The following is a 26,177-nucleotide window of genomic DNA, read 5'->3' as shown; positions in this document are numbered from 1 at the left end:
TTAATACGTGAGATTCTGAATTAAATTCAGAATGACGCTTTTCAAGACTTTTTAGACAACTACTTACTTTTTTAGCATACTATTACTGAGCAATGCGAAGTGAAGCCACTTCCGTCATCAGACGGTTCGCCGGTATCATCACAATTTTTATGTGTATTTGGAGGTCTTCCACCCGAAATTTGAGTTAAATTTCCAATAACTTTTTTACTCAATACTAACTTTTTGATTTGAAATTGTTTTTTCATCATTACTTTTTTAAAGATTAATAATGATGTGAAATTAAGAGCAGAATTATCCTAAAACAAGCATGATAACCTAAGATTCATAAATTGAAGGTGCTTGTTAAACTCAGTGTTCATGTATATTTACAAAACAAATAACGATATATAATGCAAAGATTACTGCTCGTATAAATACGAAACAAATTCCGTTGATTTAGCTTTGCTGTAAATTCGAACGTCATCAATACTTCCGCTAAAAGCATTTTCTCCCGATTCGTCATTTCCAATAAGTAACGGTAATGTGGAAGTAGAAATTTCTCCTTTAATGTACTTCATCAAAGCAGGCTTTCCGTTAATGTATAAATACATAGTATCACCTTTTAATGTGCAGGTAATCATGTACCAAGTGTTTTTCTCATAATCGAACTTTCGCAATTCATGCATGATTCCGTAAGGAGAAATAGAGAAAATTATGTCGTTTGTAACTACTTCTTCATCTTCCAATGGAGCATATCCTATTGAAATTGCATACGCAGCTTGTTTTTTTTCTGCGTCAGAAATATTTTTATACAACACTTGTTGCAAATGTGATGCGTCCGTTTTTAACCATAAATTAATGGTAAACTCATCTGTAAAGTTCAAATGTTCGTTTGCAGGAATGCTGATAAAATCGTCTTTTCCGTCAAATTTGTATGCTAGGTTTGCATTTCCAAAACGATCAAAAGCAAGTGATGCGCCTTCTACTTGTGCATTTATCTTATACGAACTTACATCATTTGTATTTCCGTCAAATGGATAATGTGCAACTAGACTTTCGGTAAAATCAATGATTGGTTCGTCTTCTTCGATGCTACAACTGCTAAACGTAAAAACGATCGCTAAACAGCTGATTAAGAGTGAATTTCTCATGGTGAATTAGTTTTTTGATGCTTGATGAATTGATTTGAATAGTGCATCAAAAATGATACCAAAAAGAATTATTCTGAAATATACTTTAACTCAGGATATAAATCATAATACTTAGTATCTAACGGAATTGGCGGCGGAAAATTGTTTTCTTTCAATTCAGTTACAAAAGGATGTTTGTATACGTCTTGTTTTTGAAGCCTGTATGCAATTACTTTAATCTGTAAACTCACTCCTCTATATGGAGAAGTAAATCTTCTACGATACTTTTCAAAAGTATCTTGTAAAATACTCACTTTATGTCTAAAAGTAATTGATTTTCCTCTAGTATCAAGTCGTTCGCCCATGAAGAAAGTAAGTTGATAAAATTCTTCCAAAATGTTCAATAATTCGATTGCTTCATCAGAATTAGGTGCTACTTTTTTCAGTTGACTGTATACATCAATTGGATACGCATATAAAAATTCACCATTAAATTCAAAATTGGTAGACTTAAAGTTGTGAATTAATATTTTCTCAAGAAGAATTTGCTTCATGCTCACTTTTTCATCTTTTTGAAAAGCGTTTTTAGTTGCGATCAATAAGCTACGGAGTTCGTGTGTTCTCACTCGTTTCAAAGTAGTTATTGTTGTAGCGTCAAATTCAATTTGATAATTATTTTCAGCCAATGCTATTTGACTATTCAAATAAAATAACTCTTCTTCGTATATTTTTTGGAATACAGTTTCACTGCGATAATAACTTGACAGATTGATGAAACTCAGCAAAAATAAACTCACAATACTCACAATGAAAACATAGAATTTCCATTTCCAAACCTTGAAATATCTCGAAACCTCTGTCCAACTTGTCAAAAATAAATACACTGGAATGATATAAAAAATCCATTCATAATATTCATAAATACGAGTTCCTAGTAATGATTGATTATATAACACTTGACGAATAAAAACAATGACCATATACCAAGTAACAAACTCCACAAATAGGGAATAATTTGCAATACGAAGTGAAAGGTTTTTACGTGTTTTATGAAAATGAAATGCAGGTTGTAAAAACCAATAGCGAATCATTGCGCTTATTCCTAATGCAATAGCTGTAGAAAATAAAAAAGTTTGTTCAAAAAATAGTGCATCTTCGGATTGCAAAGGAATATCATAACCCATTGCACTTTTCATGATATTTATAATTTCAAAGAAGAAAAATATAAACATAAAAAAAACAATCGCATTCAAAACACCCAAACCAATTCCTGTCCAAAATCGGGGTTTTCCAATCTTAGCAATGCTTAAACGAGGTTTTAGTTGTATTCTTTTACGTGATTCCATACGGTATCAGTACAGAATTTATAGTAAACGTTACAAGTTTAGTTTTTCACGAAGTTTCTTAGGCAACGCATCTTTATGAACCATTACAGAAATTGTTTTCAATCTAAAAAATGCTTCACTCATGTGTACATGTCCGTCATTTGGAACACGACTCGTATTGCTTCCCCAAGAGTTTTTCACGCGGAAATAAGTGTTTCCATTTTGGTCTTTTGCCAATCCAGTAATGTGCATTAAATGATCGTCAGTTGTTGTGTAATTTTCAAATTCTTTTTGACGATATTCGGCAGTAATTGTTTTCTCTTTTCTAATTTCTGCAGAAAAATCAGATCTACTAGAAACAGCTTCTTCTGGAATTGACGCAACTGCATATTTAGCAGAAAATGTGCTTTCAGAAACATCACAATCCAATTCTACAGTAAATCCAGTTTGCAAAGCATTCTTAGTTACAGCAACCAATTCGTCTAATGTAACATTATAGAAACTTCCGTTAGAAAAATTATCAGGAATATTTAAAATAAACGACTCATAATACGGTTGATGCGTAAACGAAGTAATCGTTACATAATCATCCGGGTTGATCTTTGTCATTTCTAAAAAAGATTGTGGCGTGTATGTTTTTCCTTCAAACTGAAAAGATTCAGGACGTTTTCCTAAATATACATCCAATACATGTTCAATAGCAGGTTTCCAATTGGTTGATAGTTTTTTTCCAGGATTCTTAATATATACATTCAACATCGCTTTTAAAACCGCCACCATTTCTGCATGATTGTGATTGCTTTCTAAGGCTTTTAAACCAGAATACGCGCTATTTGGCACCAATCCGTTTGACTTTACAGCATTCATCACATCATGTGCCAATCCGCCTTCACTAAATTGTGCTTTTCCTTGACGCATCACGTAATTCCAAGCTTTGGTTGGATACGTATTTCGTACCGTAAACATTTCAGAAATATTAATTGGCTTTCCTGTCAATCGAATAATTTCAGATTCTAAAAAAGAAGAAGCCGAAAAACTCCAACACGTTCCTGTGCGTCCTTGACTAATTACGGGTGTAGCTTCTAAATCTACCGTTGTTTCAAATTGATACTCTTCTTGTGCAAAAGCAACAATAGAAAAACAACATACTAAAGCGGATAAAAGTATTTTTTTCATCAGTTTTTTTTATTTTATTAATTAGGTCAGATGGAATTCGCCAAGAATCATTTTTATTTACTAATTATAATGGCTCATTTCATCAGAAATGGATGTGTTTAAAGTGAATTACAGCACAAGAATTTGACTCAATAAAATCTTGTAAACTGTGTAAAATGATTTATTTTTACGCAAAATACTAAAAAAAATGAGTAAACCTGACTGGAAAACGGTAAAAGAATACGAAGATATTACTTATAAAAAAGCAGATGGCGTTGCCCGAATAGCATTTAACAGACCTGATGTACGTAATGCATTTCGACCACATACCACAAGCGAATTACTAGACGCTTTTAAAGATGCGCACGAAGATGTAAATATTGGCGTTGTATTGCTTTCTGCGGAAGGTCCATCATCCAAAGATGGTGTGTATTCTTTTTGTAGTGGAGGCGATCAAAAAGCAAGAGGAAATCAAGGATATGTTGGACAAGATGGTTATCATCGGTTGAATATTTTAGAAGTACAACGTTTAATTCGTTTTATGCCAAAAGCAGTAATTTGCGTTGTTCCAGGTTGGGCCGTTGGTGGCGGACACAGTTTACATGTGGTCTGCGATTTAACATTGGCAAGTAAAGAACATGCAATCTTTAAGCAAACAGATGCAGACGTTACAAGTTTTGATGCAGGTTATGGTTCGGCATATTTAGCAAAAATGGTGGGACAGAAAAAAGCGAGAGAAATCTTTTTCTTGGGAAGAAACTACTCAGCGCAAGAAGCATACGAAATGGGCATGGTAAATGCGGTAATTCCACATGCTGAATTAGAAGATACAGCGTTTGAATGGGCGCAAGAAATCTTAGCAAAATCGCCAATGTCAATCAAAATGTTGAAGTTTGCAATGAACCTAACAGACGACGGAATGGTAGGACAGCAAGTATTTGCTGGTGAAGCGACGCGTTTAGCATACATGACAGAAGAAGCCAAAGAAGGACGCGATGCATTTTTAGAAAAACGCAAGCCAAACTTTGACAAAAAGTGGATTCCTTGATCAGTTAGCAGTTTTCAGTTCTCAGTTGACGGTTTTCAGTGTCATTCTTGCGGAGGCTGGAATCTATTTTATTTGTTATGCTCAACTACTTTCTCAATAAAAACAATAAAGTCACGTTATACGAACAATTGATAACCAATCTTTACACATGAAAAAAAGCATCATATTCCTATTATTTCTAGGTTTTCAATTTGGAATAGGACAAAACGATACCGAACATAAATTCGAAATCGGATTGCATTACCCGTTGTCTACGGGCGATAATTTTATGGTGTTTGCCTACGATGGTTTGGTAGGATTGGACTTTAAATATCAATTTGCAGATACACAATTGATTTCGCCAAAAATTGGGTTTTCCGTCGATTATTTTAATTATAATTTTGTGGATGATGTAAATGGTGGCGCGTTTGTGCTGAAACCAGAAATCATTGGCGAATTCAACATTGAAAGTATTTCCGCGTTAAAACCATACATTTCTTTGGGTTACAGCATTTTTACAACTTCGTTGAATGCTACGGCTGCTGGTTTTGATTTTGGAAATCCAGATCCTGTGATTCAACCAAATGGCGATCGTTTTACAGATTCGCAAAGCGGCATTAGTTATGGTTTTGGAGTTGCGTATGATCTTTCAGAAACGTTTTTTGTGGAGGTTTCTGCCGATTTTATAAAGCTAAATCTTGACGGAAATACTTCTGGAAATCGCTATAACGAAAACATTCATACTGTGGGTATGGGCGTTGGATTACGATTTTAAGTTAGCTATTAGTATTGCGTATGAAGTATTGAGATGCGTTCTTGTTTTAAAGTACTTCTCGATACAAAATTCTTTCAGAAGTGACGTTTTGTAAAAATTATAAATGTTGAATTTTAAATTGAAGCGTTTTTTTTGCTAATACCGAAAACCCAACAACCAACAACTACTTTTTCTTCACAACATACGTTTCCCAACCATCATACAAACCATTATAATCTTTCGCGAGTTTAATGAGTTCTGTGGTAAATTTGGTCACGTTTTCCATTGTTGTTGAATTACTTCTATAAAATTTTATTTCGTGCGGAAGTTTCTCGTTGCCTGACTTCTTTTTGTATTCAACCGTATAGGCTAATTTTTCAATTTCGGCAGCAAACAAATTCATCTCATTTACTGTTGCAAATGTCGCATAATGCTCTATTTTTCTAGCTGTTTCTACATTATCACCCGCATTTTTAAGTTGAATGACTGTATCACGGTTTGACATGAAGTTTTTAATTTCATCATTCGGATACAAGAAATTTGTGTACAAATCCCAAGAAGGATCAGCTTTTACAAAAACATCATACTTTTCAGTTCTAAATTTATTTTTGAATAATTTATCAATATGTTGTTCAATACCTGAAGCATCTTTTACATAATAATATTCAAAACGATTGCCATCAAGCATAAACGAACCGACATAGTAATTATCTGAAACCGAATTCATCTTATCGCGAATAGCATCTTTAATTTTGTATAATTTCTTCAATTTATTTCCAACTGGGAATTCACTTTCTTTGGTGACTTTGTATTTAATTTTCACATAAAATAAAAAGTCAAAACCGTTAATGGGCGCTTGCTCAATCAAGTCCATGCGTAAATTTGTAGAACTTACACTTTTTTCTTGCTTGGCTTGATAGGTATTCCAAATTGGCGAATCCTGAGCATGCAGAAAAATGAGTGAAAAGAAAAGAAAAAAGAAGCTGAATGATAATTTCATGTCTACAGAATAAAAACTTGTCTGCAATGTAGCTAAAACTAGGAATTGCGCACAAAAAATTAATAGAATATTATGATAATTGCAGAATCAAAAACAATAATACTAGTTATAATTTGAGGTTATTGTAAAAGAAAATGATGATTTTTTTCTTTATATGAAACAGAAAAAGCAAGCATAGCCGTAGTTACGGTTTATTTTTATGATAAAATAGAAAGAGAAAAAGGGCGTTTTATTACAGTAAATTCAAGTTGTAAATGGTATAATAATTTCGTTTTCAGTATTTTTTTTAAAAGTGTATATTTACAAAAATTAAGTCTACATGATAAAAGCATGGCTTGCTGCCGCTCGATTGCGAACGTTACCTTTGTCCATTTCAGGAATTATAGTAGGTTGCGCAATGGCAAATTTTTCAGTCTTTGACAATGAACATCCAGGGTTGATACAATTTTATGTCGGGAAAACAAATTACCTCATATTCATACTTGCAATACTCACAACCGTTGGTTTTCAAGTGTTATCAAATTTCGCCAACGATTACGGTGACGGAATTCGTGGAACGGACGATGATAGAGAAGGCGAACAGCGCATGGTAGCTTCTGGTATTATTTCACCAAAGCAAATGAAAAACGCCATGATTTATACGGCAATCATCACGTTAATTTTAGCATTATTAGTGATTTATGTAGCTTTTGGAAGTGAAAATTTCAACTATTCGGTATTATTTTTCTTTTTAGGAATTACCTCGATTATTGCTGCGGTAAAATATACCGTTGGAAAAAGCGCCTATGGTTATTCAGGTTTAGGTGATATTTTTGTATTTCTATTTTTTGGATGGTTGAGCGTTGTCGGAAGCTTCTTTTTATACACAAAAAACTTAAATTTTGATATTTTCTTACCTGCAACAGCGATTGGATTGTTAAGTGCAGCCGTTTTGAATTTGAACAATATGCGCGATCGAATCAAAGACAAATCGCATGGAAAAAACACCTTGGTTGTCAAAATAGGAAGTCAATATGCGAAATTGTATCATTATTGTTTGATTCTTGGTGCGTTGGCTTGTTCATTATTTTACGTGTACATACGTGGAAAGTATTCCATACAACACTATATTTTTCTCATTGCATTCATTCCATTAGTTATGAATATGGTTGTCGTTGGAAAAAATATCATTCACCGCGAGTTAGATCCGGAATTAAAAAAAGTGGCATTGAGTACGTTTCTCTACGCGATCTTATTTGCTATATTTAATTAAAAAATAAAACAACATATACCATGAAAATTACATTCTTAGGACATGCTTCTTTACACATTGAATTTGATGGAACAAATATTATAGTTGATCCTTTTATCTCTGGAAATTCATTAGCTTCTCATATTGATATTTCTACTTTAAAAGCAGATTATATTTTGGTCACACATGCGCATCAAGATCATATTTTAGATGTGGAAACGATTGCTAAAAATACTGGCGCTACTATTGTGTCTAACTATGAAATCGCGATGCATTACGGCGCAAAAGACTTTAATGTATTTGCCATGAATCACGGTGGAACATACAAAACAGCTACATTTTCAGCGAAATATGTAAATGCAATTCATACGTCTTCGTTTCCAGATGGTTCGTATGGCGGACAACCTGGCGGATTTGTACTCACTTCTAAAAGTGGAAAGTCAATCTACATTGCTGGAGATACCGCTTTGACATACGATATGAAACTCATTCCCCTTCAAACACAACTCGATTTGGCTATTTTACCAATTGGCGATACGTTTACTATGGGAATTGATGATGCAGTTTTAGCAAGCGATTTTGTAGCGTGTGATAAAGTTTTAGGTTATCACTACGATTCATTTCCTCCAATTAAGATCGATCAAGCGGAAGCGAAACAAAAATTTACAGATAGACATAAAGAGTTGATTTTGTTGGAAGTTGGCGGGAGTTTGGAGCTTTAGTATTTTGGTATGTTGGTATATTGGTATTTTAGTAGTATTTCAAAGTTTTGAAATTATAAATGTAAAATGCTAAATTTTAAATGTAAAAATATTTTCGTCTAACAAGTCTAACAAGTCTAACAAGTCTAACAAGTCCAATAATCCAAGAAGTCCAACAATCAAGCATGAAAGCAACCTATCACAAACATATTTTAGATTTTAAACGACCTAGCGGAACGTCGCGAGGTGTTTTGAAACAGAAAGAAACGTGGTTTATTCATTTGGTTTCAGATGGAAAACATGGAATAGGCGAGTGCGGAATTTTACGAAGTTTGAGTATTGATGATGTGCCTGAGTATGAAGAAAAACTACGTTGGACCTGTGAAAATATTCAACTTGGAAAAGATACGTTGTTAGATGAATTAATCCAATTTCCATCGATTCAATTTGGTGTAGAACAAGCTTTTTTATCACTAGCTTCTGAAAATCCGTTTGTATTGCATCCGTCAGCATTTACACAAGGAAATAAAGCGATTGATATCAATGGTTTAATTTGGATGGGCGATGCGGATTTTATGAAATCGCAAATTAAAGAAAAGTTAGCAGCAGGTTTTTCGTGTATTAAAATGAAGATAGGCGCGATAGATTTTGAAACCGAATTGCAACTTTTAGAAAGCATTCGCAAAGAATACACCATCAACGACATAGAATTACGCGTAGATGCTAATGGAGCGTTTACACCTTTAACGGCATTAGAGAAGCTAAAAAGGTTGTCAGAATTTGAATTGCATTCCATTGAACAACCTATAAAGCAAGGACAATTTGAAGCAATGGCAAAACTCTGTGAAGTAACGCCGTTACCAATTGCGCTCGATGAAGAATTGATTGGTGTTTTTCAAATTGAACAAAAGAAAAAAGTTTTAGAAACAATTCAACCACAATATATTATCTTGAAGCCCAGTTTGGTTGGTGGTTATAGCGGAAGCAACGAATGGATTTCGCTCGCAGCTGCACAAAATATTGATTGGTGGATAACAAGTGCGCTTGAAAGTAACATTGGATTGAATGCCATTGCACAATGGACGTATACGTTGCAAAGCAAATTACCGCAAGGATTGGGCACAGGAGGTTTGTACACCAATAATTTTGATTCACCATTAACCATACAAAAAGGCGCTTTACACTACGATTGTGACAAATCGTGGGAAGTTCCATATATAAATAATTAGAAGCAACACTTATGTATATTACACAAGCATATAAAGGTTTACACGAATTTTGGCGTTACATTCTCGGAACGCTTATTACATTTATTGCGTGGCAATTTTTAGGCTCAATTCCACTTTTAATAGTACTATTTTTTAAAGTATTTCAGAAAGCGAATGATAGTGGAATGAATGTTTCGGAGTTAATGAATTCTGACGAAGCACCACAAACTATTGGTGCAATGGTAGAACTTTTAGGAGCAAATCTATTTCTGTTTTTAATGATTGTATCCTTTACTTTTGGTTTAATTGGGATCTTATTTTCTAATAAAGTACTTCATAAGTTATCATTAACAGCACTGACAACATCGCGAAAAAAAGTAGATTGGAATCGGATATTCGTTGGATTCTTTACTGTGATAATTTTCAATCTAGCAATCTTCGCTGTCGGTTATTACTTAGCACCAGATGGTTTGGTATGGAATTTTAAACTAGAACCTTTTCTAACGCTGTTAGTCATTTGCATCCTTTTTCTGCCATTTCAAACAAGTTTTGAAGAATACCTTTTTAGAGGATATTTGATGCAAGGAATTGGCGTGAATTTAAAAGACAATAAATGGATTCCTATTTTGGTAACGGTGATGGCAATAGCGCCCGTAACCTACATTGTATTGTATGCAAACTTCAAATTAGAAATGCTTCCAAATTTAGGATATACAGGATTATTAATGTTGCTCTTAGTGTTTCTGATGGATAGAATTAGCAAAACGAATCAAACGTTTCTGCATAGAAAATGGATTCCATTACTATTTACATCGGTGATTTTTGGAGTCATGCATGCGGCAAATCCTGAAGTGGAAAAGTTAGGCTACATTTCCATGGTATATTACATTGGTACAGGGTTCATTTTAGGAATTATGACTTTGATGGATGAAGGAATGGAATTGGCACTTGGATTTCATGCAGGAAACAATATTTTGACCGCATTATTAATCTCTACAGATTGGTCGGCACTTCAAACAGATGCTATATTTCTGGATTCTTCTGAGCCTTCAGCTGGATTTTTTGATATCTTTTTCCCTGTATTTATTATATATCCGTTGATGTTATTGGTCTTCGCCAAAATTTACAAATGGAAAAACTGGAAAGAAAAACTATTCGGAATTGTACCCGATCCTGTATCTGAATTGGATGAAATAATCGTTATTAGAGAAGACTAATTTTCAAGGTTTTTTTGTTAAGTAAAAAAAGCGAACCGAAGTCCGCTTAAATGATTAACAGTCTTTTTAGCAACCACCAAAGCAACTAAGCCCCGTAAAGTTACAAGTGAAAGTAACGCAGTCGTTTGTGAAACCACAAAAGAATGTCTGACAAAACAACGTGTCTGCTCCACCTTTTACTATTTCTTTTTCATTCTCAGCCAATTTTGAAATGGCTGTCTTTTTAAGCGCTAATTTTTTTAATGATCTTTTTTTCATAATGTTTTTTTAAAATTAATAATGATTAAAATTAGAGTCATTTTGTAAGAAAAAAAAGTAATGTCTTGTTCGGTTTATAAAGTATAACTGTTCAGTTTATAAAACAAAGAGTAGTTTATTCTTACTTTTGGTAATTAGATTTGGACATAAAAAAACGTGCTAAAAAGCTTTTTTTAGCACGTTTTTTTATGATGTTATAATTTTTTTATTCTTTCGGATTCATCAAAATGGCAGCTTTATTAAAGTCAGAAGCCACATTAATTACTTTACGGAAACTTTCATATTCTATTGTTAAATCAAATTAAGAATGATCACAAAAAAAAAATATGACAAAAAATATAAAAATATAATTGTAAAAAAAAACACTAGCTAAAAAAACAGTTTTTAGCTAGTGTTTACTAAAAGTTAGTCATGCTCCTTTTGAGTATTAGTGTCAAGACCTCCTTTTATTGAGTCATTTTCTTTATCATCTAATTTTGAGACAATAGTTTGATTGAGTTCTAATTTTTTTAATGATCTCTTTTTCATAATTTAATGTTTTAAAAAATTAATAATGATTAAAATTAGGATCATTTGGTAAGAAAATCAAACAATGTACTGTTCGATTTATAAAGCACACCTGTTTGATTTATAAAGTAAAAAGGTAAGTTATATAATACGGAAATGTAATTTTTTATTCTTTAGGATTCATCAAAATGGCAGCTTTGTTAAAGTCAGAAGCCGCATTAATTACCTTGCGGAAACCTTCGTATTCAGTAATGTCATATTCAAACTCTTTGTAAAACTCTTCAATGATAATAGTAAGTTTATTTCCTTCTAATTTATAATTAGATTCAAATTTACATTTTTGATTTCCTTCTTCGTCTAATAATTCTTTCTTGATGATTAACGATTCCAAACCTTCTACTTCGTAACCATCAGGAATTGTCACTATAATTTCATAATTGTATCTGTTCGGATATTGCATCTGAATTGGATTCACACGTTCGGTTTCTTGGTACAATTCGCTTTGCGTTCCAATTACTTTTCCAAGTTGGAAAATATAACTGTCGCCAGCTTCTTCCAATAAGGATTCAGAAGTAATCGTACTATGTACCAAAAACGGTTTGTTGTATTCCAACTGCGTCATGTCTTTATGTGTGATTTCGTATTTTTTTATGACTTTATCTTCAATTCCAGAACCTGTTAAATAGTCTTCATATTCTTTGATAGACTGATCTGGCGCAAGATTTAGAAACGCACGATTGTTCATTGCCCAGTGACCGTAATATTCTTGTTCTTGGTTAATTTTGACATATTCCATATCATCTTCAAACGAAATATTCAAGTTCCGAACAACTCTGCTATACTCTGGATCTTTCTGAGAAATTTTGTAAAAACTGTATTGCAATTTGTCATTTACAAAGATTCCTTGATTTCCTAAAATTGTTGGCGGTACTTCACTCAAACGGTAATCAATTCTGTTTGGTAAAATATAATTTGATGTTGTAGGAATGTAAATTAAAAATTCACGCAGCGCAGCTGGATTGAAGAATTCTGCATCAAATCGATGTTCATATACATCAGCCGTAATTACGGGCATGTATACTACATTTGCCGCTTTTAATAAATGTGAATACACCTTAATAATACCCAAGTCACTTGCCGATTTATTTTTGATAATATAATCAATATCAGAAAGTTGCTCGTTGTTGTTTTTTACAATCGTATAATTTTTCTTTACATAATCATCAATCAAATACGCTTTCGTAAAATCGTCTGATTTTTGATCTTTTAAGATGCTTTCTATAATTTTAGCAATCTCTGGATTCACTTTCTCAGGGAACAATCCGTCAGTAATATTTGTCACTACATTGTTCCATAACATGCTGTCTGTTACATTGGTTTCGGGACCAAAACATTGAAATGCAATGTACGTTTTATTAGAATCGTATGTTGCATATTCTTCTTCTAGCATCGGAACAATATTTTTGAGCGTTAATTGCTTTCCTTTACTGTTAGTGTAGGTTTTTGAAGTAAATTCTCCTTTTGCATTATACGCTTTAACTCTTCCTGGTAAATCGCCAATGATAAAATCATATTCCAACTTCTTAATCGGATAGCTTTTCTGAAGCGTTTCTCTCCCAAAAGCTGAATATTCTTTTTCAAGTGTATACAATACTTCAATTTCTGAATCTTTTACAGCGCCTTCAATCGCAAAGATTTTAAAATCGCCATATTCTTCTACATTTTTAACTTCTTTAATGTTGTCTTTATTCAATAAAGTAACCTTTCCGTCTGGTGTAATCGTACGTGCTTTAATGTCTACAATATCAATGACGTTGTACATCGAAATATATACTGTATTGTGCGTTTTGATTCCTTTTTCGTCATGCACACGCGCAATTGTATGATTGGTTTCAAACTTTTTAATGTTGTTTCCAAACTTAGGAACCATATATTCTACCATGTATTTTTCTAAAATCGCAATCGAAGATTCGTTGGCTTCTTCTTCAGAAAGTTCATGCAATGTTGGTTTTTCTGCCCAATCGTAATTTTTATATTCTTGTGAAAACGCTTGTGTAGCACACAAACATAAAAGGGTAACAATAAATGCTTTCATAGATTCTAGTTTACTTTTCAATAATAATACTTTTTTTATAGGCTTTTATTAATTTTTTCACAAAAGTATTCCACGATTCAAAATCTTCTTTGTCAATACGTAAGGTATTTATATAAATAGTTTTGGATTGAATAATCTTGCCGTCTTTTTCTTCGTATGAAATGCTAAAACCATACGCTTTTCCATCGTATTTAATGGGTTTTGGCATCGAAGTTACTTTATAACCTTCAGGAATCACAAACGTGGTTGTGTATTCTTTTTCAAACTTATGATCGATCTTTTTACCATATTTACGCTTTGCGATGTCTATTTTTTCTTTGGATAACGTCCGATCAATGTTGAGGTTTAAAATCGTTTTGGAGCCAATTGTTTTTGCGTAACTTTCTATCAACAAATCAAAAGAAAGTGTCAAAGTTTTATGCTTTGATTCTATGGGAGAAACCTTAATATTTTGATATTTTGTTTTATTATTTCCTAAAGCTAAAGTTGTATTGAGAAATTCTTCATCGCTATTGTCTTGCTTTTTATACAAATAATCCGTGACGAAATCTACTTTTTCATACCCTGTAAATACGCGTTCTTCGGATGCTTTAATACTTCCATCTTCAAACGTAATTGTCGTATTAATGATAGCTTTGCTTTTTTCAGAAGGTTGTACAGGTACTTTTTTAAGTATGAATTTGTCAGGAGAAATCCCGATTAATGCTTCTTTTGTTTGTGTAAATGAACTCGGCATGCCAAAATTGACATAACTATCGGTTCCATCAATAAAAATAGTATCCTTGTCAATTACCGTTGCTGTAATCATGTGATTGTCTACCATTGGCGTTGGTACTTCGTCATACAAATACGGACGATCGCGGGTGCCAATCCAAGTTCTAAATGAAGGAATTCCAACACGATTCAACATTACATATAACAAATTTGCCATGTCTTTACAATCGCCATATCGATTGTTGCAAACGCTTGCTGCACCACGAGGAATAAATCCGCCCAAACCATCTTCAAAAGCTACGTATGTTATATTTTCTTGAACCCAATTGTAAATTGCTTCTGCTTTTTCGAAATCAGAATCGTATTTCTTAGCAATATCTTCCGCAATCTTATATACTTTCTGCAAATCATTTTCGTCCACTTGTTTTGCCAAAGAAGCATACCAACTATACAAATCGGTTACATTGCTCAATACAGGAATTGTTTTTCCTTTTTCTTCGTAATTTTTTATGTGTAAAATAATATGTGGTAAGTAATACAAAGCGGCTTCTGCATCATCTTCACCGCTATATTTGGCAACATTTTCGGTTGTCCACGTATAAATGTTGCTATTTTTTGTTTCTTCTTTATTGAAATTTACCGTGATATTTTCGGTGTTAAACTCTTTGTAACCAATTTGAAGATTTTTGGGAAACTCAATGCGTAACACTGCTTTCTTCGTTGGTGCATACGTTCCGAATCGGAATAAGCCTAAAAAATGCGGTTCCGTAATCACTTCTTTATACTTTAAATCTGTAATTGCGCCTTTGGTAACTGCCGGAAACGTAAAGTTTTTTGTTTGTTGATCGCTGTAAAAAATACCATCATCAAACTCGTGTTTCGTTTCAATATAATCTACTTTTATGGTTTTTCCTGTAGAAGGTAAATACGTAGTTGCTTCAATATCTTCAAGTTTTGTAAAACTATCAAAACGAAGTGTTTCGTTGGCAAAATACAGTTTATTCGCTGTTAAATATTCTGCTTTCTCATGAATGCTTTTGACAATATTAAATTCACCTTTTTTTAGATTAATCTTAATATTTTCGGTGCGTTCTAAAAAGTGAAAATCTTCAGAAGTGTCAATTTGCGCAAAGCAAAAACTTGCAGCAAAAAATAACAGGAATACAGGGAATTTCAAATATGATATCGTCATATAATTACAATTTAAGTCAATGTGGAGAAACTTACTGATAGGTAAACAATATTGGAGGGAAAATATTGCATACTAAAAGCAAGCACAAACCACTAAATTAATAAAAACTACGCAAGAAATCAGCGATTTCTCCTAGCTTATTTTTAAATTTACAGAACAACATTTACAAAAATGATTCCAACTTTTAAAAATATCCATGTAAAGTTCAAATTAGACGGCAATTATTTTGATCGTGAAGGGTTAAAAGAAGTTGCATATAGCTTTGTAAAAGAGGGAAAACCGTATGAACAAGCGCTTGGCGATTTTTTAATTGATTGGCTCGATGAAAAAGAGTATGTAGTTGTTTTTACGTCAGGTTCTACGGGAAAACCGAAGTCAATCAGACTCAATAAACAAGCCATGGTACATTCAGCTTTGGCAACGGGCGATTTTTTTGGAATTAAACCAGGCGATTCTGCGTTGCAATGTTTGCCATCGAACTTTATTGCTGGAAAAATGATGTTGATTCGTGCGATGATTTTAGGTTTAGAACTCGATTTGGTAGCACCAACGTCAAATCCGCTTGAAAATCAGTATAAACACTATGATTTTTGCGCGATGGTTCCGATGCAAGTTGAAAATTCATTGGAACAATTGCACCAAATTAAAACCTTAATTGTTGGTGGCGCGCCAGCTTCTAAAGCATTGATTGAACGTTTGCAAAACGTTTCTACAAAAGTGTTTGCAACGTATGGAATGACGGAAACGATCACGCATATTGCAGCAAAACCATTAAATAATTTACCAAAAGGTGAAACTGCACAGTATCAAACTTTACCAAATATTCACATTAGTACTGACGATAGAAATTGTTTGGTGATTGATGCACCACGAATTCATCCAAAAAAAATCATCACAAATGATGTGGTTCAACTAATTTCCGAAACCGAATTCGATTGGTTAGGTCGTTTTGACAATGTGATTAATAGTGGCGGAATCAAACTCCATCCTGAGCAAATAGAGGAGAAGCTAAGTGCTTTCATTTCAGGAAGGTATTTCGTAACAGGAATTGACGATTCACAATTGGGTAAAAAATTACTACTAATTATTGAAGACACAGCTCAAAACGTTGAGGTTTCAAACCTATTGGAAACCATCAAGCTGTCCAAGAAGTTCTCAAAATTTGAAATTCCAAAGATAATTTACACCGTAAAAAACTTCACCGAAACCAATACAGGAAAGGTACAGCGCGGTAAAACAGTTGCTTCTCTTGGTTATTGAGTTTATTAGTTTAAAAGTGTATTGGTTGAATAGTTTAGCTTTTAAAGCCGTATTAATTCTTTCTTGTCAATTGCCTCACTAATATTTGCAGTTATATACTTATGACTGTTAAAAAATAGCTTATCAGAAGCTAGTTTTATGGTTGCAATGAGGCTTCCATCTTTCTTTTTTTTAACTGATGTAATTTCAACTTTTTCTCCTTTAATGTTCTCATAATTAGCAATTCCTCCTTTTTTTAGTATAAAGTTGGCGTTAGGAAAATTAATATGTTTGTAGTTGTTGTTATAAACTTCACCTATCGTAAAAACAGTTCCGACATTGATATCTGAATCAGAATTTTGGGAATACAGACTACTTGAAAAAAAGACTATTAAAAGCGCTACTATGATGTGATTCTTCATGATAAAAAAGATTAGTGTTATTTCTCCAATAAAAATAATTATAAAAAAAGAGACTATCAATAGCAAAACCCTAAATATTTAATTGGATATCCGTAAAATATACAAAGTAATATATTCTGTATAACGTTTAGTAAAGACGTAAAACACATCACATCAATAACCTCGACTAATTACATACTACACTTTACTCATCAAAAAGAGCTGTTTACTCAATATAGGTTTCAGAATCAAACTTATGAATGTACTTTTAATATAGAATAAACGAAAGGTTGGTTGTTTAGTTGTTTTATTATGAAAAACCTAGTGAAAATTCATACATACTAGGTTTTTCTTTTTTTGTTAAAAAAATCACAAAAATTTTAAAGATTGGCATAGAGTTTGTGACTTAGTGGAAACAAATCTTTGCTTTCAAAATGGAATAAAGATTAGGTTATTTTAGGTTTTTTAGGGGGAAAAGGTCTGGCTTTTAGGTTGCTAGGCCTTTTTCTGTTTGTATTAAATAAGTATTGAGATTTTAGTAGTTAGAATTGAGACAATGTGATTTTGTATGAAAAAGTATTCTCGAACAACAAACTAAGAGCGCAAGCGATACCAAAAGCAAAGCGTCCTAAAGTCTAAAAATCCAAGTCAGTCCAATAATCCAATAAAGTCTACTAAATCACACCTGAATGATTCCTAAATTAAAAGGTTTCTCAATTGGCGCCTGATTTGCCGCTTCAATTCCCATAGAAACCCACGTTCGTGTATCTAACGGATTAATGATCGCATCTGTCCATAATCGTGCAGCTGCGTAATACGGAGAAATTTGTCGATCGTAACGCGACTTTATTTTATTGAATAACTCTTCTTCTTTCTCTTTGGTAATTATTTCGCCTTTTTTCTTCAACGAAGCCGTTTCAATCTGTAATAATACTTTTGCAGCAGAATTTCCACTCATTACAGCCAATTCAGCACTTGGCCAAGAAGCAATCAATCGTGGATCGTATGCTTTTCCGCACATGGCATAATTTCCAGCTCCATACGAATTTCCGATAATAATTGTGAATTTTGGAACGACACTATTACTCACAGCATTTACCATTTTGGCACCATCTTTAATAATACCGCCATGTTCAGATTTGCTTCCAACCATAAATCCGGTAACATCTTGTAAAAACACTAACGGAATCTTCTTTTGGTTACAATTTGCGATAAATCGGGTTGCTTTATCAGCAGAATCTGAATAAATCACACCACCAAACTGCATTTCGCCTTTCGTTGTTTTGACCAACTTCCGTTGATTGGCAACAATTCCAACGGCCCAACCGTCAATTCTGGCATAAGCCGTAATAATGCTTTTTCCGTATCCTTTTTTATATTCATCAAACTCTGACTTATCTACAATTCGTTTGATGATTTCTTTCATATCATACTGTTCATGACGTGCTTTTGGAAGAATTCCGAAAATATCTTCCGGATTCTCTTTTGGCTTTGCCACTTTCACACGATTATAACCTGTTGGCGTATAATCACCAATTTTCCCAACAATATTCTTTATTGTAGTTAATGCGTCTTTATCATCTTTTGCTTTATAATCAGTCACACCCGAAATTTCACAATGTGTGGTTGCGCCACCTAAGGTTTCATTATCAATACTTTCGCCAATAGCAGCTTTTACCAAGTAACTTCCCGCAAGGAAAATACTTCCTGTTTTATCTACAATTAACGCTTCATCACTCATAATAGGTAAATATGCACCACCAGCAACACAACTTCCCATCACGGCAGCAATTTGGGTAATTCCCATGCTACTCATTACGGCGTTGTTTCTAAAAATACGTCCGAAGTGTTCTTTATCAGGAAAAATTTCATCTTGCATTGGCAAATATACACCTGCGCTATCGACTAAATAAATAATAGGCAATCGGTTTTCAATAGAAATTTCTTGTGCGCGCAAGTTCTTTTTTGCAGTAATAGGAAACCAAGCGCCCGCTTTCACTGTTGCGTCATTGGCAACTACAATACATTGTTTTCCTTGGACATACCCAATTTTTACCACAACACCACCAGAAGGACAACCGCCATGTTCTTCGTACATTTCGTCACCGACAAAAGCACCAATTTCTATGGCAGGTTTCTTGTCATCTAACAGAAAATCAATACGTTCACGCGCTGTCATCTTTCCTTTGCTGTGCAACTTATCAATCCGTTTTTGCCCACCACCTAAACTCACTTTGGCGAGGCGACGACGTAATTCTGATACTAAAAGTTTATTGTGATCTTCGTTCTTATTGAAGTTGATGTCCATGGGTATAAAATTTTCCTCCGCTAAAATACGAAACAAATACGGCTATTGAAAGGAACAAAGTTTGAAAGTTTTCTTAAAAAACAGTTAATTAATTTACATGGAAATAGTTTCCTTGGAAAATAAAAATATTATTTGTAGATTTGTACAGAATTTAAAAACTAACAAACATGAAAACTCAAAAAATTATTTATTACATAACAACAGGGTTGTTTACAGCATTAATGTTATTTTCGGCAGGAATGTATTTTTTTAAGAATGCAGATATAGTAAAAGGATTTACAAGTTTTGGATATCCAACATATATTATTTACCCTTTAGCTATTGCTAAAATTTTTGGATTGATAGCTATTTGGCAAACCAAATACAAGACAATTAAAGAATGGGCGTATGCAGGCTTCTTTTTTAATGTAATATTGGCTTTTTTTGCACATTATATGATTGGTGATGGAGAACAAGCTGCAGCTTCAATCGGTTTAGTACTTATAATAGCATCCTATTATTTTTGGAAAAAAATTACAAACAAACAATAAAACATATCTAAAAAACATAAAATGAAAACAATTGTAGCCTTCGCAGGAAGCGACAGTAAAACATCAATCAACAAACAATTAGCAACATACACAGCAGGTTTAGTAGAAAACGCAACAGTTAAAGTTTTAGACTTAAATGATTACGAATTGCCATTATATGGAATTGACAGAGAATTAGAAAGCGGAGTTCCTGAAAATGCACACAAATTCTTAAAGACACTTCAAGAAGCAGACGGAATCGTATTATCATTAGCAGAACACAATGGTTCGTACGCTACCGTATTTAAAAATATATTTGATTGGATGTCACGTATTGATGGAAAACTTTGGGGAAATGTGCCAATGTTATTAATGGCAACATCACCTGGCGCTAGAGGTGGACAAACAGTGTTAGATATCGCAAAAGGAAGATTCCCATACATGGGCGGAAACATTGTAGGCGATTATTCTTTACCAAGTTTTAATGAGCATTTTGTAGCTGGAAAAATAAAAGATGCTACTTTGTTAGAAAAACTACATGTTGAGGTTGCTAAATTGAAAGCGGCTGTGAATGAAGCATAGTTTTTAGTATCTTTAAAGAAGACTAAAATAATAATGTCAACACCAAAAATGCAAGAAAACGATCAAGATGTTATCAAATTTATCAAAGAAGTTGCTTCAGAAACGCAACAAACAGACTGTTTTACGCTGTTAGAATTGATGGAAAAATCCACTGGTATACAACCAAAAATGTGGGGAACAAACCTGATCGGTTTTGGAAAATACGAATACACATACAAATCGGGACGATCGGGCACTTGGTTTCTAACAGGGTTTTCACCACGAAAACAAAATCTTTCCATATACATTATGAATGGATTGCCAGAAGAAACAGAAAAGCTTGAAAAACTCGGGAAACACAAAATAGGTAAAGGTTGTTTGTATGTAAAGCAATTAAAAGACATTCATATTGACGTTTTAAAAGAATTGATCACTAACGGAATCGAACGCATAAAAAAAGATCCACAAAACACTGTAAAATCATAAGCTATGGAAAAAAAAGAAATCATCAAAGAATATACAAACGAAGATATTACAGTGGTTTGGAAACCAAAAACATGTATTCATTCTAAAAAATGCTGGAAAGAATTATTGCAAGTGTTCAATCCGCAAAACAGACCTTGGATTCATATGGAAGGTGCAACTACTGAACGCATCAAAAAGCAAGTAGAAGCGTGTCCATCTGGCGCATTGTCTTATAGAAGTAACAAAGCAGGTGATCCGCAAGAAGTTCATTTAGAAACAAAAGTAGAAGCCTTAGAAAATGGTCCTTTATTAGTATATGGAACATTAAACATTACAAACTCTGACGGAACAACCGATAAGCGCAATAAAACAACTGCATTTTGTAGATGTGGAGCTTCTCAAAACAAACCATACTGTGATGGCGCGCATGTTCAAGCTGGTTTCAAAGGCTAATTCTAAATGAAAAATAACAGATAAAATAACAAATGGGAGACATTTCTAAAGACATACAATCAAAATTTCCATCTGAGAAAGTGAAAGCTTTCATCAACATAAAATATACTGCGAATTGGATTAACAGTAAAGAGAACGAATTTTTCAAACCATTTGGAATCTCGCCTCAGCAATTCAATATTCTAAAAATCCTAAAAGGCGCAGGAAAAGCAATCAAAGTGCAAGAAATCAAAGATCGTATGATTGAAAGAGCTCCAAATGCCACACGATTAATGGACAAACTTTGCGCAAAAGAACTCATAGAACGCATTCCGTGTCCGGAAGATCGAAGAGTCGTTCACATTGCCATTACGGACAATGGATTACAACTCTTAGCGGCAATAGCGGAAAGCTTACCAAAAAATGATTGGATGAGCAATCTTACAGCATCAGAAGCCACACAATTAAGTGACTTATTAGATAAAATCCGCTAAAAATTTGATTAAATATTTTCCATGGAAAATAATGTAAACACAACAAAAAGAAAGAAAGAGTACAATTATGAAAACACTACGAAGCATAGCATACAAAGGAACAAGTGACTATGTAAATATGGGCGGAAACCTAATTCGTCAACCGTTACCAACACAAGAAATCGATCAAGTTGATCCATTCTTACTATTGCATCATTACAAATATGATGTCGGACCGTACAGTCCAGGATTATCACTATCGCCGCATCCGCATCGTGGATTTGAGCCTGTGACATTTATATTCAAAGGTGAACAATTGCATCGCGATTCACTAGGAAACGAAGGAATTCTAAACGCTGGCGATGTACAATGGATGACCGCAGGAAGTGGCGTTATTCATGACGAAGGACCAAGCAAGGAATTTGAAGGTACGATGGAAGGAATCCAACTTTGGGTAAATCTTCCCAAAAAAGACAAAATGACCGCGCCAAAATATCAAGATATCAAAGCGGAACAAATGCCAACAATTTCTGCGGAAAACGCAAAAGGAAGCCTAAAAGTGGTGGCTGGCGAACTCAATGGACAAAAAGGACCAGTTTCTACATTTACGGAAATCAATGCGTTCATTGTCAACTTGGAAACGTATGGAAACATTACCATTCCGATTCCTTCAACTCACGAACTATTGGTGTATCTATTGGAAGGCGAAACCCGCGTAAACGATCAACACACTTTAAAACTCGGGAAATTACAAATGCTAACATTTGAAAAAGATGGGAAAGCAATTTCGTTAGAAGCGAATAAAAATAGCACGTTGCTTATACTTTCGGGCGAACCAATTGATGAAAAAGTCACTTCTTGGGGACCGTATGTCATGAACTCACAAACCGAAATCATGGAAGCCATGCGCGACTATCAAGCTGGAAAAATGGGACACTTATACTAATTTATTTGTCATTCCTGCGAAGGCAGGAATCTATAAGTGGTTTACAGTATTTTGGGCGTAACCTCCGAAAAAAAATCGGAGGTCGCGCTTTCAGGAGTCGCTCTCTTCGAGGAGCTCCAACAGATCCTTCAATCGCTTACGCGGAAACTAGATATTAATATTTAGTAATGAGTATTGAGTTTATAAGCTAGAAAGTTTATAACAAATCCATAAACACACAGAATACCGAACAAACCAACTAAATATCGAATACTTAATTTTTAAATTTCAACACACAACACACAACACACAACACACAACACACAACACACAACACACAACACACAACACACAACACACAACACACAACACACAAAGAAAAAAATAATGAAAACAATATATCACAAAGCAAACACACGAGGAAAAGCAGATCACGGCTGGTTAAAAAGTCATCACAGTTTTAGTTTTGCCAGTTATCAAAATCCAGAACGTATGGGATTTGGGCAACTCAGAGTCTTAAACGACGACATTGTAAAACCAAAAATGGGCTTCGGAACACATCCGCATCAGAATATGGAAATCATTTCTATTCCGTTAAGTGGCGCGTTATCGCATAAAGACAGTATGGATAACAAACGCGCAATTACGGTTGGAGAAGTGCAAGTGATGTCTGCCGGAACAGGATTGCAACATTCTGAATTCAATGATAGTAGAACAGACGAAGTCAACTTTTTACAACTTTGGATTCAACCCGAAACGCAAAATGTAACACCGCGTTACGAACAAAAAAAATTCGATGAAGCAAAGCGACACAACAACTTTCAAACAGTAGTTTCGCCACAAGATAATATCATAGGCGATGCTTTAGGAATTCATCAACAAGCTTACATTTCGTTAGGAAACTTCGACGAAGGAAAAACCATCAATTTCAAGCTTCATGATGCTTCACACGGAATCTACATATTCTTGCTTGAAGGCGAAATTTCAGTTGGGAACGAAACATTAGAAACTAGAGACGCCATTGGAATTTCGGATGCAGGAACTGTAGAAATTCACATAAATACAACTTCTAAAATTTTAGTAGTGGAAGTTCCGATGAATTAGGTAGCATTAAAATTTTAACCAAGAACTGTTTGAGAAGTAATATTTCAAGCAGTTTTTTTCATTTCGAATAACTTCAATTCCAATTCAAACAACAAATAATCTTCGTTAACTTTCAAAAAATAACTATATTGCATTGTGCTGTGCGTGCATAGTAAAAATACATGATTGTTTTGACAGAATTACACTATCTTTAAGCAATCAGAAAAACCATCGAAATACATGAAATATAAGCATATTTTTGAACCGTTAGATCTTGGATTTACAACACTTAAAAACAGAGTGTTAATGGGTTCAATGCATACAGGTTTAGAAGAGGAGAAAAATGGATTTGAACGATTAGCAGCTTTCTATGCCGAACGCGCAAAAGGTGGCGTAGGCTTGATAGTTACTGGTGGAATGTCACCAAGTGTGCGCGGTTGGTTAACACCTTTCTCATCGCGAATGAGCACAAAAAAACATGCTAAAAAACATAAAATTATCACGGAAGCTGTACACAAAAACGGTGGAAAAATATGTATGCAAATATTGCATGCAGGTCGTTATGGTCATCATCCACTAAATGTAGCACCTTCTGCAATAAAATCACCAATTACACCATTTAAGCCAAGTAAATTAAGTGGTGCTAATGTTAAAAGAACGATCAAAAGTTTTGCAAATTCTGCATCATTGGCTAAAATGGCGGGTTATGATGGTGTAGAAATTATGGGTTCTGAAGGTTATTTAATCAATCAATTTATAGCAGAACGCACAAACAAACGTGACGATGAATGGGGCGGAAACTATGCAAATAGAATGAAATTTGCCGTAGAAACGGTGAAAGCAGTTCGAGAAGCAGTTGGTGTAGAATTTATCATCATTTATCGTTTGTCGATGCTCGATTTGGTTGACAAAGGAAGCAGTTGGGAAGAAGTAGTACAACTTGGAAAAGCCATTGAAAAAGCTGGCGCAACCATTATAAATACAGGAATTGGTTGGCATGAATCACGAATTCCAACAATTGCAACATCTGTTCCAAGAGCTGCATTTACGTGGATTACGGAACGTATGAAAAAAGAAGTGAGTGTACCTTTAATTACTTCGAACAGAATAAATATGCCAAGTGTCGCTGAAAAAATTCTAGCAGATGGACAAGCAGATATGATTTCGATGGCACGACCGTTTTTAGCAGACGCAGATTGGGTAAACAAAGCTGCAGAAGAAAAAGCAGATGAAATCAATACGTGTATAGCGTGCAATCAAGCGTGTTTAGATCATATTTTTAAGCAAAAAGTTGCAACGTGTTTGGTAAATCCTAGAGCATGTCACGAAACAGAATTTGATTACACACCAGCAAGTATCAAAAAGAAAATTGCTGTTATTGGCGCGGGTCCAGCCGGATTAGCCGCAGCAACAATTGCAGCGCAACGCGGACACGAAGTAACTTTGTTTGACGACAATAATGAAGTTGGCGGACAGTTTAACATCGCGAAGCAAATTCCAGGAAAAGAAGAATTTTACGAAACCATTCGTTATTTCAATAAGCAAATAGAATTGCACAATGTTGAGGTAAAATTGAATACACGTGTCAATGCTGATGAACTTTCGCAAGGAAACTTTGAAGAAATCATTCTGGCAACAGGAATCAAACCGAGAATGCCAAGAATAGAAGGAATTGAAAACGAAAAAGTATTGAGTTATTTAGATGTATTAAAGCATAAAAAACCTGTTGGAAAGCGTGTTGCCGTAATTGGAGCTGGAGGAATTGGTTTTGATGTTTCTGAATATTTATCACACGAAGGCGAATCGACTTCGCAGAATGTTGATGCTTGGTTGAAAGAATGGGGAATTGATAAAAGTTTGGAAGCTCGTGGTGGAATTGAAAACATGAAACCAGATTTTCACGGATCGCCAAGAGAAATTTTTATGCTCAAACGGAGCAAAGGAAAATTTGGTGGAAACTTAGGAAAAACCACAGGTTGGATTCACAGAGCGAATTTGAAAAAGAAGAATGTAAACTTTATCGGAGAAGTTCAGTATACAAAAATTGACGATCAAGGATTGCATTACACACAAAATGAAGAAGCAAAAGTTTTAGAAGTGGATAATATTGTGATTTGTGCAGGACAAACACCTTTAAAAGAACTCATGGAACCGTTGCAAGCAAAAGGTTTGACGGTTCATATTATTGGTGGTGCAGATATTGCCGAAGAATTAGACGCAAAACGCGCTATTGACCAAGGAAGTCGTTTGGCAGCGAAGTTGTAAAACATACTTTTCAAACATAAAAA

Annotated in this window: 26 protein-coding genes; 15 read left to right on the top strand and 11 right to left on the bottom strand. The window is 34.2% G+C overall.

All coding sequences use genetic code 11. The features are described 5' to 3' along the window. Positions 1-71: 71 nt before the first annotated feature. The 4 genes from H2O64_RS07795 to H2O64_RS07780 form a co-directional block, all read right to left on the bottom strand. Positions 72-245: a hypothetical protein gene (locus H2O64_RS07795; protein ID WP_187561623.1), complete on the bottom strand. Its 174-nt coding sequence runs from the start codon at positions 243-245 to the stop codon at positions 72-74. Positions 246-398: 153 nt separating this feature from the next. Then, on the bottom strand, positions 399-1,130 hold the full coding sequence (locus tag H2O64_RS07790; protein WP_187561622.1) for a LamG domain-containing protein: 732 nt from the start codon (positions 1,128-1,130) through the stop codon (positions 399-401). 68 nt (positions 1,131-1,198) lie between these two features. Beyond that, complete coding sequence (locus H2O64_RS07785) at positions 1,199-2,455, bottom strand: hypothetical protein (protein ID WP_187561621.1); 1,257 nt, start codon at positions 2,453-2,455, stop codon at positions 1,199-1,201. Positions 2,456-2,485: 30 nt separating this feature from the next. Beyond that, positions 2,486-3,610 carry a C1 family peptidase gene (locus H2O64_RS07780; protein WP_187561620.1) on the bottom strand — a complete coding sequence of 375 codons (1,125 nt, stop codon included), beginning with the start codon at positions 3,608-3,610 and terminating at the stop codon, positions 2,486-2,488. A gap of 187 nt (positions 3,611-3,797) precedes the next feature. Here H2O64_RS07780 and H2O64_RS07775 point away from each other — a divergent pair, with 187 nt between their 5' ends. Both H2O64_RS07775 and H2O64_RS07770 read left to right on the top strand, forming a co-directional pair. Next, entirely contained in the window at positions 3,798-4,637 is an 840-nt protein-coding gene (locus H2O64_RS07775) for a 1,4-dihydroxy-2-naphthoyl-CoA synthase (RefSeq protein ID WP_187561619.1), read from the top strand. 148 nt (positions 4,638-4,785) lie between these two features. Then, positions 4,786-5,391: an outer membrane beta-barrel protein gene (locus H2O64_RS07770; protein ID WP_187561618.1), complete on the top strand. Its 606-nt coding sequence runs from the start codon at positions 4,786-4,788 to the stop codon at positions 5,389-5,391. 163 nt (positions 5,392-5,554) lie between these two features. On the opposite strand, the gene H2O64_RS07765 is transcribed toward H2O64_RS07770, so the two are convergent. Continuing rightward, positions 5,555-6,370 carry a DUF695 domain-containing protein gene (locus H2O64_RS07765; RefSeq protein WP_187561617.1) on the bottom strand — a complete coding sequence of 272 codons (816 nt, stop codon included), beginning with the start codon at positions 6,368-6,370 and terminating at the stop codon, positions 5,555-5,557. A gap of 319 nt (positions 6,371-6,689) precedes the next feature. Between H2O64_RS07765 and menA the strand changes: the two genes are divergently transcribed. The 4 genes from menA (at position 6,690) to H2O64_RS07745 (ending at position 10,727) form a co-directional block, all read left to right on the top strand. Next, positions 6,690-7,622 carry a 1,4-dihydroxy-2-naphthoate octaprenyltransferase gene (gene menA, locus H2O64_RS07760; protein WP_187561616.1) on the top strand — a complete coding sequence of 311 codons (933 nt, stop codon included), beginning with the start codon at positions 6,690-6,692 and terminating at the stop codon, positions 7,620-7,622. Positions 7,623-7,642: 20 nt separating this feature from the next. Then, entirely contained in the window at positions 7,643-8,323 is a 681-nt protein-coding gene (locus tag H2O64_RS07755; RefSeq protein WP_187561615.1) for a metal-dependent hydrolase, read from the top strand. A gap of 164 nt (positions 8,324-8,487) precedes the next feature. Further along, a complete protein-coding gene (locus tag H2O64_RS07750; protein ID WP_187561614.1) occupies positions 8,488-9,531 on the top strand; it encodes an o-succinylbenzoate synthase in 1,044 nt (347 codons plus the stop codon). 11 nt (positions 9,532-9,542) lie between these two features. After that, complete coding sequence (locus H2O64_RS07745; RefSeq protein ID WP_235982804.1) at positions 9,543-10,727, top strand: CPBP family glutamic-type intramembrane protease; 1,185 nt, start codon at positions 9,543-9,545, stop codon at positions 10,725-10,727. A gap of 66 nt (positions 10,728-10,793) precedes the next feature. On the opposite strand, the gene H2O64_RS07740 is transcribed toward H2O64_RS07745, so the two are convergent. The 4 genes from H2O64_RS07740 to H2O64_RS07730 all read right to left on the bottom strand — a co-directional run bounded on the left by H2O64_RS07740 (position 10,794) and on the right by H2O64_RS07730 (position 15,493). Continuing rightward, positions 10,794-10,985 (bottom strand): class I lanthipeptide, encoded by a 192-nt coding sequence (locus H2O64_RS07740; protein WP_187561613.1) that lies wholly within the window; start codon positions 10,983-10,985, stop codon positions 10,794-10,796. Between the two features lie 405 nt (positions 10,986-11,390). After that, complete coding sequence (locus tag H2O64_RS24165; protein WP_262890634.1) at positions 11,391-11,513, bottom strand: hypothetical protein; 123 nt, start codon at positions 11,511-11,513, stop codon at positions 11,391-11,393. 145 nt (positions 11,514-11,658) lie between these two features. Further along, positions 11,659-13,587 (bottom strand): hypothetical protein, encoded by a 1,929-nt coding sequence (locus H2O64_RS07735; RefSeq protein WP_187561612.1) that lies wholly within the window; start codon positions 13,585-13,587, stop codon positions 11,659-11,661. Positions 13,588-13,597: 10 nt separating this feature from the next. Then, complete coding sequence (locus H2O64_RS07730; protein WP_187561611.1) at positions 13,598-15,493, bottom strand: DUF3857 domain-containing transglutaminase family protein; 1,896 nt, start codon at positions 15,491-15,493, stop codon at positions 13,598-13,600. A 171-nt stretch (positions 15,494-15,664) separates the two neighbouring features. Here H2O64_RS07730 and H2O64_RS07725 point away from each other — a divergent pair, with 171 nt between their 5' ends. Next, complete coding sequence (locus tag H2O64_RS07725; RefSeq protein ID WP_187561610.1) at positions 15,665-16,753, top strand: AMP-binding protein; 1,089 nt, start codon at positions 15,665-15,667, stop codon at positions 16,751-16,753. A 41-nt stretch (positions 16,754-16,794) separates the two neighbouring features. Here the strand turns inward: H2O64_RS07725 and H2O64_RS07720 are convergent, their stop codons facing one another. Together H2O64_RS07720 and H2O64_RS07715 are read right to left on the bottom strand one after the other, a co-directional pair. After that, on the bottom strand, positions 16,795-17,154 hold the full coding sequence (locus H2O64_RS07720; protein WP_187561609.1) for a dihydroorotase: 360 nt from the start codon (positions 17,152-17,154) through the stop codon (positions 16,795-16,797). 658 nt (positions 17,155-17,812) lie between these two features. Further along, on the bottom strand, positions 17,813-19,441 hold the full coding sequence (locus tag H2O64_RS07715; RefSeq protein WP_187561608.1) for an acyl-CoA carboxylase subunit beta: 1,629 nt from the start codon (positions 19,439-19,441) through the stop codon (positions 17,813-17,815). A 167-nt stretch (positions 19,442-19,608) separates the two neighbouring features. Between H2O64_RS07715 and H2O64_RS07710 the strand changes: the two genes are divergently transcribed. From H2O64_RS07710 to H2O64_RS07675, 8 genes are all read left to right on the top strand, one after another. Beyond that, positions 19,609-19,971, top strand: coding sequence for a DoxX family protein (locus tag H2O64_RS07710; protein ID WP_187561607.1), 363 nt, complete (start codon positions 19,609-19,611; stop codon positions 19,969-19,971). Between the two features lie 21 nt (positions 19,972-19,992). Next, complete coding sequence (locus H2O64_RS07705) at positions 19,993-20,532, top strand: NADPH-dependent FMN reductase (RefSeq protein WP_187561606.1); 540 nt, start codon at positions 19,993-19,995, stop codon at positions 20,530-20,532. A gap of 33 nt (positions 20,533-20,565) precedes the next feature. Continuing rightward, a complete protein-coding gene (locus tag H2O64_RS07700; protein ID WP_187561605.1) occupies positions 20,566-20,997 on the top strand; it encodes a DUF1801 domain-containing protein in 432 nt (143 codons plus the stop codon). Between the two features lie 3 nt (positions 20,998-21,000). Beyond that, positions 21,001-21,429 carry a (4Fe-4S)-binding protein gene (locus H2O64_RS07695; RefSeq protein WP_187561604.1) on the top strand — a complete coding sequence of 143 codons (429 nt, stop codon included), beginning with the start codon at positions 21,001-21,003 and terminating at the stop codon, positions 21,427-21,429. A 32-nt stretch (positions 21,430-21,461) separates the two neighbouring features. Then, positions 21,462-21,902, top strand: a complete 441-nt coding sequence (locus H2O64_RS07690) for a MarR family winged helix-turn-helix transcriptional regulator (RefSeq protein WP_187561603.1) — start codon at positions 21,462-21,464, stop codon at positions 21,900-21,902. Positions 21,903-21,969: 67 nt separating this feature from the next. Continuing rightward, entirely contained in the window at positions 21,970-22,827 is an 858-nt protein-coding gene (locus H2O64_RS07685) for a pirin family protein (RefSeq protein WP_187561602.1), read from the top strand. A gap of 366 nt (positions 22,828-23,193) precedes the next feature. After that, a complete protein-coding gene (locus H2O64_RS07680) occupies positions 23,194-23,910 on the top strand; it encodes a pirin family protein (RefSeq protein WP_187561601.1) in 717 nt (238 codons plus the stop codon). 219 nt (positions 23,911-24,129) lie between these two features. Beyond that, positions 24,130-26,154, top strand: a complete 2,025-nt coding sequence (locus tag H2O64_RS07675; protein WP_187561600.1) for an NADPH-dependent 2,4-dienoyl-CoA reductase — start codon at positions 24,130-24,132, stop codon at positions 26,152-26,154. Positions 26,155-26,177 lie beyond the last annotated feature (23 nt).

This window comes from Kordia aestuariivivens, assembly GCF_014397005.1.
Lineage (GTDB): Bacteria > Bacteroidota > Bacteroidia > Flavobacteriales > Flavobacteriaceae > Kordia > Kordia aestuariivivens.
The sequence above is the reverse complement of the archived record's forward strand: the minus strand, read 5'-3'. Positions and strand labels throughout refer to the sequence as shown.

Bases quoted from the DNA above. Each gene is read 5' to 3' on its own strand.
- H2O64_RS07795 (WP_187561623.1), bottom strand. From the start codon at position 245: ATGAAAAAACAATTTCAAATCAAAAAGTTAGTATTGAGTAAAAAAGTT.
- H2O64_RS07790 (WP_187561622.1), bottom strand. From the start codon at position 1,130: ATGAGAAATTCACTCTTAATCAGCTGTTTAGCGATCGTTTTTACGTTT.
- H2O64_RS07785 (WP_187561621.1), bottom strand. From the start codon at position 2,455: ATGGAATCACGTAAAAGAATACAACTAAAACCTCGTTTAAGCATTGCT.
- H2O64_RS07780 (WP_187561620.1), bottom strand. From the start codon at position 3,610: ATGAAAAAAATACTTTTATCCGCTTTAGTATGTTGTTTTTCTATTGTT.
- H2O64_RS07775 (WP_187561619.1), top strand. From the start codon at position 3,798: ATGAGTAAACCTGACTGGAAAACGGTAAAAGAATACGAAGATATTACT.
- H2O64_RS07770 (WP_187561618.1), top strand. From the start codon at position 4,786: ATGAAAAAAAGCATCATATTCCTATTATTTCTAGGTTTTCAATTTGGA.
- H2O64_RS07765 (WP_187561617.1), bottom strand. From the start codon at position 6,370: ATGAAATTATCATTCAGCTTCTTTTTTCTTTTCTTTTCACTCATTTTT.
- menA (WP_187561616.1), top strand. From the start codon at position 6,690: ATGATAAAAGCATGGCTTGCTGCCGCTCGATTGCGAACGTTACCTTTG.
- H2O64_RS07755 (WP_187561615.1), top strand. From the start codon at position 7,643: ATGAAAATTACATTCTTAGGACATGCTTCTTTACACATTGAATTTGAT.
- H2O64_RS07750 (WP_187561614.1), top strand. From the start codon at position 8,488: ATGAAAGCAACCTATCACAAACATATTTTAGATTTTAAACGACCTAGC.
- H2O64_RS07745 (WP_235982804.1), top strand. From the start codon at position 9,543: ATGTATATTACACAAGCATATAAAGGTTTACACGAATTTTGGCGTTAC.
- H2O64_RS07740 (WP_187561613.1), bottom strand. From the start codon at position 10,985: ATGAAAAAAAGATCATTAAAAAAATTAGCGCTTAAAAAGACAGCCATT.
- H2O64_RS24165 (WP_262890634.1), bottom strand. From the start codon at position 11,513: ATGAAAAAGAGATCATTAAAAAAATTAGAACTCAATCAAACTATTGTC.
- H2O64_RS07735 (WP_187561612.1), bottom strand. From the start codon at position 13,587: ATGAAAGCATTTATTGTTACCCTTTTATGTTTGTGTGCTACACAAGCG.
- H2O64_RS07730 (WP_187561611.1), bottom strand. From the start codon at position 15,493: ATGACGATATCATATTTGAAATTCCCTGTATTCCTGTTATTTTTTGCT.
- H2O64_RS07725 (WP_187561610.1), top strand. From the start codon at position 15,665: ATGATTCCAACTTTTAAAAATATCCATGTAAAGTTCAAATTAGACGGC.
- H2O64_RS07720 (WP_187561609.1), bottom strand. From the start codon at position 17,154: ATGAAGAATCACATCATAGTAGCGCTTTTAATAGTCTTTTTTTCAAGT.
- H2O64_RS07715 (WP_187561608.1), bottom strand. From the start codon at position 19,441: ATGGACATCAACTTCAATAAGAACGAAGATCACAATAAACTTTTAGTA.
- H2O64_RS07710 (WP_187561607.1), top strand. From the start codon at position 19,609: ATGAAAACTCAAAAAATTATTTATTACATAACAACAGGGTTGTTTACA.
- H2O64_RS07705 (WP_187561606.1), top strand. From the start codon at position 19,993: ATGAAAACAATTGTAGCCTTCGCAGGAAGCGACAGTAAAACATCAATC.
- H2O64_RS07700 (WP_187561605.1), top strand. From the start codon at position 20,566: ATGTCAACACCAAAAATGCAAGAAAACGATCAAGATGTTATCAAATTT.
- H2O64_RS07695 (WP_187561604.1), top strand. From the start codon at position 21,001: ATGGAAAAAAAAGAAATCATCAAAGAATATACAAACGAAGATATTACA.
- H2O64_RS07690 (WP_187561603.1), top strand. From the start codon at position 21,462: ATGGGAGACATTTCTAAAGACATACAATCAAAATTTCCATCTGAGAAA.
- H2O64_RS07685 (WP_187561602.1), top strand. From the start codon at position 21,970: ATGAAAACACTACGAAGCATAGCATACAAAGGAACAAGTGACTATGTA.
- H2O64_RS07680 (WP_187561601.1), top strand. From the start codon at position 23,194: ATGAAAACAATATATCACAAAGCAAACACACGAGGAAAAGCAGATCAC.
- H2O64_RS07675 (WP_187561600.1), top strand. From the start codon at position 24,130: ATGAAATATAAGCATATTTTTGAACCGTTAGATCTTGGATTTACAACA.